The organism is Streptomyces sp. SID1328, from assembly GCF_009865595.1.
Classification (GTDB): domain Bacteria; phylum Actinomycetota; class Actinomycetes; order Streptomycetales; family Streptomycetaceae; genus Streptomyces; species Streptomyces griseoluteus.
Genome location: NZ_WWKH01000447.1, coordinates 1 through 11,077, shown reverse-complemented (window position 1 = coordinate 11,077; position 11,077 = coordinate 1). Strand labels below are relative to the sequence as shown.

Below are 11,077 nucleotides of genomic sequence, written 5' to 3'. Positions count from 1 at the left end.
GACGCGACATCCCGGCTGTCCTCGAAGGGGCGGATGCTCAACGCCGTCGCCGCCGTGCCGAGTTCGGCCTGTTCGCGGGGTGCGGTGAGCATGGTCCAGACGGGGGTGCCGCCCAGTTCCAGGGCGCGGACGAGGAGGTCGGCGGTGAGCAGCACCCGCAGCGCCGTCAGGTCGAGGCCGCCCGCGTGGGCCTCCACTCGGGTCAGGCCCCGGCGGGCGGGGGTGGCGGGGACGGACTCACCGGTCCGGGCGTCGAGGATGCGCAGCACGCAGCGAGCGTAGGCGCGCCGAGGCCCGGACGCAGCACCTTGTGCCGATTCCGGACAGCGTGGCGGGCAAGCGGGGGAATCGGGGCGCGGCGCCCGCTGTTGTCCCCACGGCACAGTTCCCGCGCTTGGAGGAGGCCGCCGTGTACGGCGACGAGGCGACGATCCGCACCATCCTGACCGGTCTGGGCGACACCTGGGCGGTGGTCGGCCTCTCCAACAACCGGTCCCGTGCCGCCTACGGGGTCGCCGAGGTGCTGCGCCGGTACGGCAAGCGGGTGGTGCCGGTGCACCCGAAGGCCGAGCCGGTCGGGGGCGAGCAGGGGTACGCGAGCCTCGCCGACATCCCGTTCGACGTGGACGTGGTCGACGTGTTCGTCAACAGCGAGCTGGCCGGCGCGGTGGCCGACGAGGCGGTTGCCAAGGGCGCCCGCGCGGTCTGGTTCCAGCTCGGCGTGGTGGACGAGGCGGCGTACGAGCGGACGCGGACGGCGGGTCTGGAGATGGTCATGGACGCCTGCCCGGCGATCGAGATCCCCCGCCTGGGTTAGATGCCCAGCCCCTCGATCACGACCGCACCGGGGACCTCGGCGAACGCCTTGCCGGGCACCAGGAGTTTGCCGCGCCGGCGGCCGCTGCCGACCAGGACGTAGGACAGGTCCAGCACGGCTGAGTCGACCAGCACCGGCCAGGCGGCGGGGAGTCCGAGCGGGGTGATGCCGCCGTACTCCATGCCGGTCTCGCCGGTCGCCAGGTCCATCGGGGCGAACGACGCCTTGCGGGCGCCCAGTTGGCGGCGGACCGTGCCGTTGACGTCGACCTTGGTCCGGGACAGCACCAGGCAGGCGGCGAGCGTGGTCTCGCCGCCGCGCTTGCCCGCGACCACCACGCAGTTGGCGCTCAGCTCGGGCAGGTCGGCGCCGTAGTGCTGGACGAAGACGGCCGTGTCCGCGAGGTCCGGGTCGGTGTCGACGTAGAGGATCTGCTCGGCGGGGACTGACCCCCGCCAGTTCCGTACCGCCTCCGCGACCGGTGCGGTCAGTTCGGCCAGGGCCTCGGGGGCGGGGACGGCGTTGTCGAAGTCTCCGATGGGGGCGCGCATAGCGGCACCGTAACAGCCGTCGCGACGGCACCCGTCAGCGCACCGGGGGCACGGAGACCGCCATCACCATCCGCATCGGTACGTCACCCTCGTTGCCGTAGGTGTGCGGGGTGTCGGCCTCGAAGGTGGCGCTCGCCCCGGCCGGGACCGCGTGCCGTACCCCGTCGACCTCCAGGGTGAGTTCACCGGAGGTGACGTGGACCAGCTCGACCGTGCCCGAGGGGTGCGGGTCGGCGCTGCTGTGCTCGCCCGGCATCAGGTTCCAGTCCCACAGCTCCAGCGGGCCGGGCGCCTCGGTGCCGGCCAGCAGCCGGTTGTAGCTGCCGCCCTCGGTGTGCCAGAGCCGGACCGCCTGCTCGGCGGGGACGACCCGGACGCGTGGCCCCTGTTCGTAGTCGAGCAGCGTGGTGACGCTGATCCCGAGCGCGTCGCCGATCTTGACGACGGTGCCGATGCTCGGGTTGGTGCGGGCCTGCTCGATCTGGATGAGCATGCCCCGGCTGACTCCGGCGCGGGCGGCCAGCGTTTCCAGCGTGAAGCCGCGCTCGGTGCGCCAGCGGCGGACGTTGCGCGCCAGGGACTGGGTCAGCAGGTCGAGGTCCGCCACATCACGTCCATTGCAGATCACATCGGGAGTCACCGAGGCCACGGGGACCTCGTCGGTCACGGGAAGGAATGACCGGATCGGGTGCACGGGACGGCGGCGCGCCGCACCCGGTCGTGCACCGCACTGTACTGCGCGGTCCGGTACGGGGCACGCGCCCGCCCGCTCAGCCCTCCGCGTCCAGCTTGGCGAGCTGTTCCACCTGCTCCTCGTCCAGTGCGGCCAGCGCACCCAGTTGCGCCCCGGTGACCCCGGCCGGGGGCGGCACCGGGGCAGGGGTGCGCAGCGGAGGCTGCCAGCCCTCCTCGGGTGTCCAGCGCCGTACGACACGGGCGGGCGCCCCGGCGACCACCGCGTGGTCCGGGACCGTGCCGCGCACGACCGCGCCGGCCGCGACCACCACGTTCCGGCCGATCCGGGCGCCGGGCAGGATCACCGCGCCGGTGCCGATCCAGCAGCCGGCGCCGATCTCCACGGGCTCCATCCGGGGCCACTGGCGGCCGATGGGCTCGTTCGGGTCGTCGTAGGAGTGGTTGGTGGAGGTGACGTAGACGTACGGGCCGAAGTAGCAGTCCCGGCCGATGGTGACGGTGGTGTCCGCGATGACGTGGCTGCCCCGGCCGAGGACCACGCCGTCCCCGATGCGCAGGATGGGATCGGGGCCGAGGTCGAGGTCGGGCATGAGCCCGGCGGTGAGGGTGACCTGTTCGGCGATGATGCAGTGCGAGCCGAGTGTGATCCAGGGCTCGCCGAAGACCGTGCCGAGCGGGAAGGCGAGCCGGGTCGCCTCACCTATGGCGCCGAACCGGAAGCGGCCCGGATGCCCGGCGGTGACCGCGCCCCGGCGCTGCGCCCAGCCCCACGCGGCATGGACGGCACGCTGGGCGAGCCCCTGCCGCCAGGAGGTGAACGTGTTCTTGGGCTTCGGCACCCGCCCACGTTACTCAGCGGTCACTCACCGCGAGGCGCCGGGCGCCTGTGATCTTCACCCCATCCGGCCGGCCCCGCGATGCCCTACCGTGCGCGGGGAGACCGCCCGGCGCGGTCCGGCCCGATTTTTCGCTCGGCAGAGAGACGGTGGACACGGATGACGCACAAGGCCCTGATCGTGGGCATCGGCGGCAGGGAACCGGCGATCGACCCGGAGGTGTTCGTCGCCCCCAACGCCACGGTGATCGGCGACGTGACGCTGCGGGCGGGCGCGAGCGTCTGGTACGGGGCCGTGGTGCGCGGTGACGCGGAGCGGATCACCGTCGGCGCGGACGCCAACATCCAGGACAACGTCACCCTGCACGCCGACCCCGGCTTCCCGCTGACGATCGGTGAGCGCGTCTCCGTCGGCCACAACGCCGTGGTGCACGGCGCCACAGTCGAGGACGACTGCCTGATCGGCATGGGCGCGACCGTGCTGAACGGCGCGGTGATCGGCGCCGGTTCCCTGGTCGCCGCCCAGGCCCTCGTCCCGCAGGGCATGGTCGTGCCGCCCGGTTCGCTGGTGGCGGGTGTCCCGGCGAAGGTCCGCCGGGAGCTGTCGGAGGAGGAGCGGCAGGGCGTCACCCTCAACGGCACGCTCTACGCGGACCTGGCGAAGACGCACCGGGCCGTGCACGGGTAGGAGGGGGGCGCGGGCGGGGCCCCTACGCCTGGTCGGCGCCGACCGGCTCGGCCTCGGGGGCCTGGTCCGCGGACTCCTTGCGCTGCGAGCGGCGCTTCATGACCACGAAGGAGCCGAGGCCGACGACGATCGCGGCGGCCAGTGCCACCCAGGAGAACCGCTTGAGCCAGTCCTCCGCGACCATGCCGACGTAGTAGACGACGGCCGTGGTGCCGCCCGCCCAGACGACACCGCCGAGCACGTTGGCGATCAGGAACTTCCAGTACGGCATGCGCAGGACGCCCGCGAGGGGTCCGGCGAAGATGCGGAGCAGGGCGATGAAGCGGCCGAAGAAGACCGCCCACATGCCCCACTTCTCGAAGGACCGCTCGGCGGTGGCGACATGCGCCTCGCCGAAGTGGCGCGGGAACTTCCGCCCCAGCCAGTTCAGCAGCGGGCGCCCGCCCTTGCGGCCGATCGCGTAGCCGATGGAGTCGCCGATCACCGCACCGGCCGTGGCGCAGGCGCCGAGCACGAACGGGTCGATCCCGGTGTGCTGGGAGGACATCAGCGCGGCCGAGACGAGGACGATCTCGCCGGGCAGCGGGATGCCGAGGCTCTCCAGCCCGATCACCAGGCCCACCAGGGCGTAGACGGCGACAGCGGGCACCGAGTCGAGCCATTCCTGCACGTGCACCGCGGTTCCTCCCAGTCGCTGTCGCACCCCGCTGGGCGCGCCGTGTCCGCGCACCCCCTGGGAAGGCTACCCGGTCGCCGCGCACCGCCGGAGGGCACGGCCGCTGAGCCCATGGCGAACGAACGCATGGCCGCGCGGGCGGACGCGCAGGCTGGAGGCATGGACCTGATCGAGGTACTGCCCACGCTGCACGTGCTCCGCTTCCCCGTGGGGGCGGCCTGCCTGTGGCGGGACGGCGACGAGCTGACCCTGATCGACTCCGGGACGGCGGGGGCGGCGCCGGAGATCGAGGAGGTGCTCGAGGGCCGGCTTCGGCGGATCGTTCTCACGCACTGGCACGAGGACCACACCGGCTCGGCGGCCTGTCTCGCCGCCCGGCACGGGGCCGAGGTGGTGGCGCACCGGCTGGAGGCGCCGGTGATCCGGGGCGAGGCGGCCGGGGCGCCGCCGGTGCTGGAGGAGTTCGAGATCCCGATCCGGGCGGCGGTCCCCGTCCTGCCCCCGGCTCCACCGTGCCGGGTGGACCGGGAGGCGGCGGACGGCGATGTGCTGGGGTTCGGCGGCGGGGCGGTGGTGGTCGCGGTGCCCGGCCACACCGACGGGTCGATCGCCGTCCATCTGCCCGGGCCGGGGGTGCTGTTCACCGGCGACGCGGTGGCCAACGTCGGCCGGACCGCCCTGGGCGTCTTCAACACCGACCGCGCGCGGGCCGTCGAGTCGCTGCACCGGCTCGCCGCGCTGGAGGCGGACACGGCCGTCTTCGGTCACGGCGACCCGGTCGTCCACGGCGCGGCGGCGGCCCTGCGGGCAGCGGCCGCCGCGACACGGTGAGGAAGGTCAGCCGTTCGGACGCAGGGTCCAGACCACGGTCATCTCGCCGGAGACGGCGCCGTCCTCGCGCTGGATGGTGATGGCGACCGGGAACTCGGGGCGGCTGCCCGCGTCCAGTTCCGCGACGACCTCGGCGGCCGGCCGGCCCAGGGTGGCGGTGGCGGTCACCGGGCCGAGGGCGAGCTTCTTGTAGTCGATCTCGGCACGCACCGCGAGCGGCACGGCCCGCGAGAGCTGCTCGCCGAAGGCGGTCAGCACGATGGCCCCGCTCGCGGACTCGGCCAGCGTGAACATCGCGCCGGCGTGCGGGCCGCCCAGGTGGTTGTGGTAATCGGACTGGTCCGGCAGCCGGAGCACCGCGCGCTCGGGGGTGACCTCGATGAACTCCAGGTTCAGGGTCCGCACCATCGGCACCGCGGCGGCCAGCATGTCGCCCATGGAGGCGCTCTCAACTGTCATGACCGCGATGTTACCGACGGGTAGCGGACCTGGCCAGCCCCGGTCCCGACCGTTTCGGTACCCCCCTGACGAGGGACGGTGACCGAAACGTGTCCCGTGGCGCATTAGGGTTCTGGCCATGTGGCCAGGAGAGCAGCCGCCAGGGGGCGCGCAGAACCCGCAGGACAACCCGTACCAGCAGCCGGGTTACCAGCAGCCGAATCCGTATACGCAGCCCGGCTACCAGCAGTACCCGCAGCCGAACCCGTACGGGCAGCAGCCCCAGTGGGGGCCACCGACGCAGCCGCCGCACAAGCCGGGCGGGAGCAACCGGGTCAAGGTCGTCGCCATCGTGTCGGCCCTCGCGGTCGTCGTCACCGCCGGGGTGACGGGGTATCTGGTCCTCGGCTCCAAGGACGACGGCCGCGACGAGGCCAAGGGCGGGAAGAAGACCAGCCAGTCGCCCACGCCGGAGCCGACGGTGAGTTCGTCGACGCCGGACGACAACCCGCGTGGCGGGGAGGGGGAGAAGCCGGTCGTCGCCGGCTGGAAGGTCGTCGTCAACCCGAAGTTCGGCACCGCGTTCGACGTGCCGCCGGAGTGGCAGCTCGAGTCCACGGACACCTCCTACTTCATGGAGGACCACGCGGACGACGACAAGCTGATCACCTCGGTGTCCGCGCCCGCCGTCTACAAGTCCAAGTGGTGCACGGACGACAGCGACAAGGACGGCCGTACGGAGGACACCTCGCTGGCGGTGGCCGGTACGCGCGGTGAGAGCGGCGCGAAGAGCCCGGAGCAGGCCGCGGTGATGCGGGTGCCGTGGTACGTGTACGGCGGTTACACCCAGCCGGACAAGAAGAGCCTCACGTACGACAAGAAGACCAAGCCCTTCACCACGTCCTCGGGCGTCAAGGGCGCCTACGCGTGGGCGCGTTCGTCGGGCAGCCCGCAGAAGGGCAAGTGCGCGAGCGACGGCAAGGCGGTCTCCTTCGCCTTCCGCAACTCCGCGCAGGACATCGTGTCGTTCGACCTCTACGGCGCCAAGGGCGTGAAGGAGGAGGTCGACACGGCGACCATCATGAAGATCCTGTCCTCGGTGCGGCTGCACGGGGACCCCACGGAGAGCTGACGGACGGCGCGTAATCGGGTAGGCAGTCGCGGGGTCGCCCGGCCACAGCCGGCCGGTGATCCCGGACTCCTCCTGGCGCCCCTCGTGGGCGAGCCGCGACTACTCGCCGCTGACCGGCGCGGCCGTCGTCACCGGCCTCGGCGCCAACGGGTCGCTGATCGCGGCCGTTCGCCGTGCTGGACGCGGGCGGGGACGCCGGCGACGTGGGTCTGGTGGCGGCGGCCCGCGCCCTGCCGCTGGTGGTGTTCCTGTGACTCGGACGTCACGGTCGTTGTCGGCCGTGGCAGGGTCCTTGGACGTGTCCGGGCCGTGCGTACTGATGGGTGATCTGCTGTTGCCGTGGATCAGCCGATACGGACCAGGACGGGTGCGGGTGCCGGCGCGGTGATCGCGGGCGTGCTGGGAGCCCGGGCATCGCCCCTGATCGGTGCCTCGCCGCCACCGGCGACACCGCCTGCGAGCGGGCCGGCGGTTTCGGGTGATCGTGCCGCGCCTGGGTCCTGCGCGAGTCCGTTGGCCCACAGCTGGTCGACACGCGAGCGCTCGGTGACGTTCGGGTAGCGGTTGGTGCAGGACGGGCCGGCGGTGCCGCCCGACATCAGCTCAGTGCACGGCCCGCCGTAGTCGTCCGGCAGGCCCAGCACGTGCCCGGTCTCGTGGGTGACGACGCGGACCGAGTCGTACTGCTGGTTCTGGGTGTAGTCGAGGAAGACGTAGCCACTTCCCTGGCCGTTGGTGGAGGTGTAGGACCCGCGCGGGTCATTGCCCTCGCGGTAGGAGAAGTCGGCACCACCGCTCGACGCCTCCTGCAGCTTGACGTTGGACTCGGAGCTGTTCCAGATCGAGGCCGCGCTCGCTATCTGCGAACGGAAGCTTGGTGCCTGCGAGGCGTCGTAGTGGACGGTCACCGCCTGCGCGTTCGGCTGGGCGGCACGCTTCTCGGTGACGGATTTGAGCACGGCCTCGAAGAACGCCTTGTTGTTCGCGGCCTCCTCAACCGACCCGGAGTACCGCGCCACGGAGGTACCGGTGGCAGCGGACGCGGTGTCGGCCGTCTGGGCACCGGCTGGCACCGCCGCGCCCAGCGCGCTGGAGGCCACACCCAGAGCGAGGGCGAGGAGCTTCGCGGACGTTCGGGACGACTTCATGTGGGGGCTCCTACTCACTCCGGTGACGTCGATCGCCCGGTGCCCGGTCGGCTGCGCGTGACCACCGGTTCCGAACTGCGGCGACGTCCTGTGGGGCGTCATTGTTAGAGCGGCTCGACAAAGAGCGCAAAGGGCCCTCGCCACTACGTCGCCTCGTAGGTCCCCGGACCTCGCCAGGGCAGGCATGGGTCTTCGGTCCATACATGGCGGACAGGAGAGAAGAGCTGTCGTGGCGTCAGAAGCATTACGCCACTGGGCAACGAGGCGTGCGGACCGACCGGGGGAATCCCAGGACGCGCGGCGGGATCCGCATTCGGGCTAAGACGGACAAATCCTTAGATGTCTTTCATGTTGCGTCTACTAAGCGAGCCGGTTGGTCGCCGGGACGCTGTGACCGACGCCACAAAACAGGAGCTTCCGCTTCTTTCGTGTCCCACCGGCCCTGGGGTCCCCCCAGGGCCGGTGGGACACGACGAAGGCGGAGTCAGCCGATGCCGAAGGCGCCGGCCGGGGGCTCGGGGGACGGGACGGCGTCGGTGTCGGAGAGGGGGCGGGCCGTACCGATGAACCTGCTCAGCGCCGGGCCGTGTTCGACCCGCGCCGGGAAGGCGTCGGCGGCCGTGCGGCGGGTCAGGGGGGCCGTGGGCAGCGAGGTGTGGGAGGCGAGGAGGATCGCGTTGCCGAAGCGGCGGCCTCGGAGGACCGCTGGTTCGGCGATCAGGGCCAGGTTGTCGAACAGGGCGGCGAAATTCGCCAGTTGGGAGCGGAGGAAGGTGAAGGGGGTCGCGTCGGCGAGGTTGGCGAGGTAGAGGCCGTCCGGGCGCAGTACGCGTTCCGCCTCTCGGGCGTAGTCCAGCGAGGTGAGGTGGGCCGGGACTCGGGAGCCGCCGAAGACGTCCGCGATGACGATGTCGGCACTGTCGGCGGGGGCCGCCGCCAGCCAGGCTCGTGCGTCGGCGGCATGGGTGGTGATGCCCGAGGCGGGCGGCAGCGGGAGGTGTTCGGTGACCAGGTCGAGGAGGCCGCGGTCGGCCTCGATCACGTCCTGCCGGGAGCCGGGCCGGGTCGCGGCGACGTACCGGGGCAGGGTGAGCGCTCCCCCGCCCAGGTGCAGTACGTCCAGCGCCCGGCCGGGCCCGGCCGCCACGTCGAGGGCGTGGCCGAGCCGCCGCGCGTACTCGAACTCCAGGTGCTCCGGCTCGTCCAGGTCGACATACGACTGCGGAGCCCCGTCGACGGTGAGCGCCCAGGCCCGGTCCCGGTCGACGTCGGGCATCAGCTTGGCGGTGCCGTGGTCGACGGCCCTGCTCACGGGTATCGGTTCGCTCACCCGGCCATTGTCGCCGGTCCGCCGGGGTGCGCGGGGACGAGCCCCACGCACCCCGTACCGCTCAGCCGACCGAGGTGACCGTCCCCGCGCCCACGGTCCGGCCGCCCTCCCGGATGGCGAACCCGAGCCCCGGCTCCAGCGGCACCTCCCGGTCCAGCTCCACGGTCATCTCCACCGTGTCGCCGGGCCGGGCGATCCCCGCCTCACCCAGGCCGACGTCCCCGGCCACGTCCGCCGTACGGAGGTAGAACTGCGGCCGGTACCCCGTGGACAGCGGCTTCCTGCGGCCGCCCTCGGCCCCGGCGAGCACGTACACCCGCGCGGTGAACCGCCGGCCCGGCACCACACTCCCCGGCGCCGCGACGACATGCCCGCGCCGGACCGCGTCGCGCGGCACCCCGCGCAGCAGGACCGCCACGTTGTCCCCGGCCTGCGCCTCCGGCATCGGCTTGCCGAAGGTCTCCAGCCCCGTGACCACGCTCTCCACCCCCGCACCCAGGACCTCCACCCGGTCCCCCACGCGGAGCCTGCCCCGCTCGACCGCGCCGGTGACAACCGTCCCGCGCCCGGTGATGGTGAGCACGTTCTCCACCGGCAGCAGGAACGGCGCGTCCAGGTACCGCTCCGGCATCGGCACGTAGGTGTCGACCGCGTCGAGCAGCGCCTCCACGGACGCCGTCCACCGCGGGTCGCCCGCGAGCGCCTTGAGCCCGGAGACCCGTACGACGGGTACCGACTCGCCCGGATACCCCTGGGCGGTGAGCAGTTCGCGCACCTCCAGCTCGACCAGGTCGGTCAGCTCCTCGTCCCCCGCGTCGGCCTTGTTGAGCGCGACCACCAGGTGGTCGACCCCCACCTGCCGGGCGAGCAGCACGTGTTCGGCGGTCTGCGGCATGATCCCGTCCAGCGCGGAGACGACCAGGATGGCCCCGTCGAGCTGGGCGGCGCCGGTGACCATGTTCTTGACGTAGTCCGCGTGGCCGGGCATGTCGACGTGGGCGTAGTGCCGGGTGTCCGTCTCGTACTCGACGTGCGCGATGTTGATGGTGATGCCGCGCGCCGCCTCCTCCGGGGCCCGGTCGATGCGGTCGAACGGCACGAACGTGCCGGTGCCGCGCTCGGCGAGCACCTTGGTGATGGCGGCGGTCAGGGTGGTCTTGCCGTGGTCGACGTGGCCCATGGTGCCGATGTTCAGATGCGGCTTGGTGCGCACGTATGCCGTCTTGGGCATGGCTGTCCCTCGTGGTCTTGGTGGTGCGTGGAGAGCGCGGGACCCCTGGAATCCGCCGACCCTCCCCTCGCGGGGTCCGCCGGACTTTCCGGAGAGGGTCAGCTTCGGGCGCCGTCGACGGCTGCCACGAGGACGAGGACGGCAGCCTTCGGCGCGTCCGCGAGGGCGGAGGCTGCGAGGAAGGCGTACCGGAACATGATGCAGATCATGGCGGACGCGTCGTCCCACGTCGAACGGTTTTCCGCGGCCTTCGGAGCGTCAACGGCCGTAGACCATACGCCGATCACACCCCTGGGTCGGTTACTGTCGCCGAATGCCCGATGCCACCACCCGCTCTGGGGGCACCGCCACGGCCGTTCCCCCCGTCGTAGTCCTGAGGCCGACCCCAGCCGTGCCCCTCACGCCCGTCACCCCCGCCGGTCCCGCCGTACGCGCGTGGCCGTCCGCGTATCTCCGTCTCGCGCTGCTGCTCACCCTGCTCGCTGCCGCGGCCACCGCCGTCCTGGTCTTCGACCCGCAGCGTCTGCTCACCGACGGCTGGCCGCCGCAGCTCGGCGGGTTCGCGGCGGCCGGGGTCTTCGCGCTGGCGTACGGGCTGTGCACGGTGGCGTTCGTCCCGCGCCCCCTGCTCAACCTGGCGGCGGGCGCGCTGTTCGGCTCCGCGCTGGGGCTGACCTCGGCGCTGGCGGGCACGGTGCTGGGCG

Annotated in this window: 11 protein-coding genes and 4 pseudogenes; 6 read left to right on the top strand and 9 right to left on the bottom strand. The window is 72.5% G+C overall.

Annotated elements, in window-relative coordinates:
• Positions 1 to 269 (bottom strand): annotated as a pseudogene (locus GT030_RS13655) (hypothetical protein); the annotation flags it as partial.
• A gap of 140 nt (positions 270 to 409) precedes the next feature.
• On the opposite strand from GT030_RS13655, the gene GT030_RS13650 reads away from it, so the two are divergent.
• Positions 410 to 817, top strand: a complete 408-nt coding sequence (locus GT030_RS13650) for a CoA-binding protein (RefSeq protein WP_161201348.1) — start codon at positions 410 to 412, stop codon at positions 815 to 817.
• Here the strand turns inward: GT030_RS13650 and GT030_RS13645 are convergent.
• The 3 genes from GT030_RS13645 to GT030_RS13635 all read right to left on the bottom strand — a co-directional run bounded on the left by GT030_RS13645 (position 814) and on the right by GT030_RS13635 (position 2,903).
• Positions 814 to 1,368, bottom strand: coding sequence for a YbaK/EbsC family protein (locus GT030_RS13645; protein WP_161201345.1), 555 nt, complete (start codon positions 1,366 to 1,368; stop codon positions 814 to 816). The genes GT030_RS13650 and GT030_RS13645 overlap by 4 nt on opposite strands.
• A 34-nt stretch (positions 1,369 to 1,402) precedes the next feature.
• Positions 1,403 to 1,975: an XRE family transcriptional regulator gene (locus tag GT030_RS13640; RefSeq protein WP_161201347.1), complete on the bottom strand. Its 573-nt coding sequence runs from the start codon at positions 1,973 to 1,975 to the stop codon at positions 1,403 to 1,405.
• A gap of 163 nt (positions 1,976 to 2,138) precedes the next feature.
• Positions 2,139 to 2,903 carry an acyltransferase gene (locus GT030_RS13635; protein ID WP_161201344.1) on the bottom strand — a complete coding sequence of 255 codons (765 nt, stop codon included), beginning with the start codon at positions 2,901 to 2,903 and terminating at the stop codon, positions 2,139 to 2,141.
• A 156-nt stretch (positions 2,904 to 3,059) separates the two neighbouring features.
• On the opposite strand from GT030_RS13635, the gene GT030_RS13630 reads away from it, so the two are divergent.
• Positions 3,060 to 3,587: a gamma carbonic anhydrase family protein gene (locus tag GT030_RS13630; RefSeq protein ID WP_161201343.1), complete on the top strand. Its 528-nt coding sequence runs from the start codon at positions 3,060 to 3,062 to the stop codon at positions 3,585 to 3,587.
• Positions 3,588 to 3,609: 22 nt separating this feature from the next.
• Here the strand turns inward: GT030_RS13630 and GT030_RS13625 are convergent, their stop codons facing one another.
• Complete coding sequence (locus GT030_RS13625) at positions 3,610 to 4,263, bottom strand: DedA family protein (protein WP_161201342.1); 654 nt, start codon at positions 4,261 to 4,263, stop codon at positions 3,610 to 3,612.
• Between the two features lie 159 nt (positions 4,264 to 4,422).
• On the opposite strand from GT030_RS13625, the gene GT030_RS13620 reads away from it, so the two are divergent.
• Positions 4,423 to 5,094: an MBL fold metallo-hydrolase gene (locus GT030_RS13620; protein ID WP_161201346.1), complete on the top strand. Its 672-nt coding sequence runs from the start codon at positions 4,423 to 4,425 to the stop codon at positions 5,092 to 5,094.
• 6 nt (positions 5,095 to 5,100) lie between these two features.
• On the opposite strand, the gene GT030_RS13615 is transcribed toward GT030_RS13620, so the two are convergent.
• Positions 5,101 to 5,553 carry a DUF4442 domain-containing protein gene (locus GT030_RS13615; protein WP_031181945.1) on the bottom strand — a complete coding sequence of 151 codons (453 nt, stop codon included), beginning with the start codon at positions 5,551 to 5,553 and terminating at the stop codon, positions 5,101 to 5,103.
• Between the two features lie 118 nt (positions 5,554 to 5,671).
• On the opposite strand from GT030_RS13615, the gene GT030_RS13610 reads away from it, so the two are divergent.
• Together GT030_RS13610 and GT030_RS36415 are read left to right on the top strand one after the other, a co-directional pair.
• A complete protein-coding gene (locus GT030_RS13610; protein WP_161201341.1) occupies positions 5,672 to 6,664 on the top strand; it encodes a hypothetical protein in 993 nt (330 codons plus the stop codon).
• A 58-nt stretch (positions 6,665 to 6,722) separates the two neighbouring features.
• Positions 6,723 to 6,915: pseudogene (locus tag GT030_RS36415) on the top strand (MFS transporter); the annotation flags it as partial.
• A 249-nt stretch (positions 6,916 to 7,164) separates the two neighbouring features.
• Here GT030_RS36415 and snpA read toward each other — a convergent pair.
• From snpA to tuf, 3 genes and pseudogenes are all read right to left on the bottom strand, one after another.
• Positions 7,165 to 7,812 (bottom strand): annotated as a pseudogene (gene snpA / locus GT030_RS13600) (snapalysin); the annotation flags it as partial.
• A 484-nt stretch (positions 7,813 to 8,296) separates the two neighbouring features.
• The gene (locus tag GT030_RS13595) at positions 8,297 to 9,142 is read right to left on the bottom strand and encodes a fused MFS/spermidine synthase (protein ID WP_161201339.1); all 846 of its coding nucleotides are present in this window, start codon (positions 9,140 to 9,142) and stop codon (positions 8,297 to 8,299) included.
• 61 nt (positions 9,143 to 9,203) lie between these two features.
• A complete protein-coding gene (tuf, locus tag GT030_RS13590; RefSeq protein WP_161201338.1) occupies positions 9,204 to 10,373 on the bottom strand; it encodes an elongation factor Tu in 1,170 nt (389 codons plus the stop codon).
• A gap of 313 nt (positions 10,374 to 10,686) precedes the next feature.
• Between tuf and GT030_RS13585 the strand changes: the two are divergent.
• Positions 10,687 to 11,077 (top strand): annotated as a pseudogene (locus GT030_RS13585) (hypothetical protein); the annotation flags it as partial.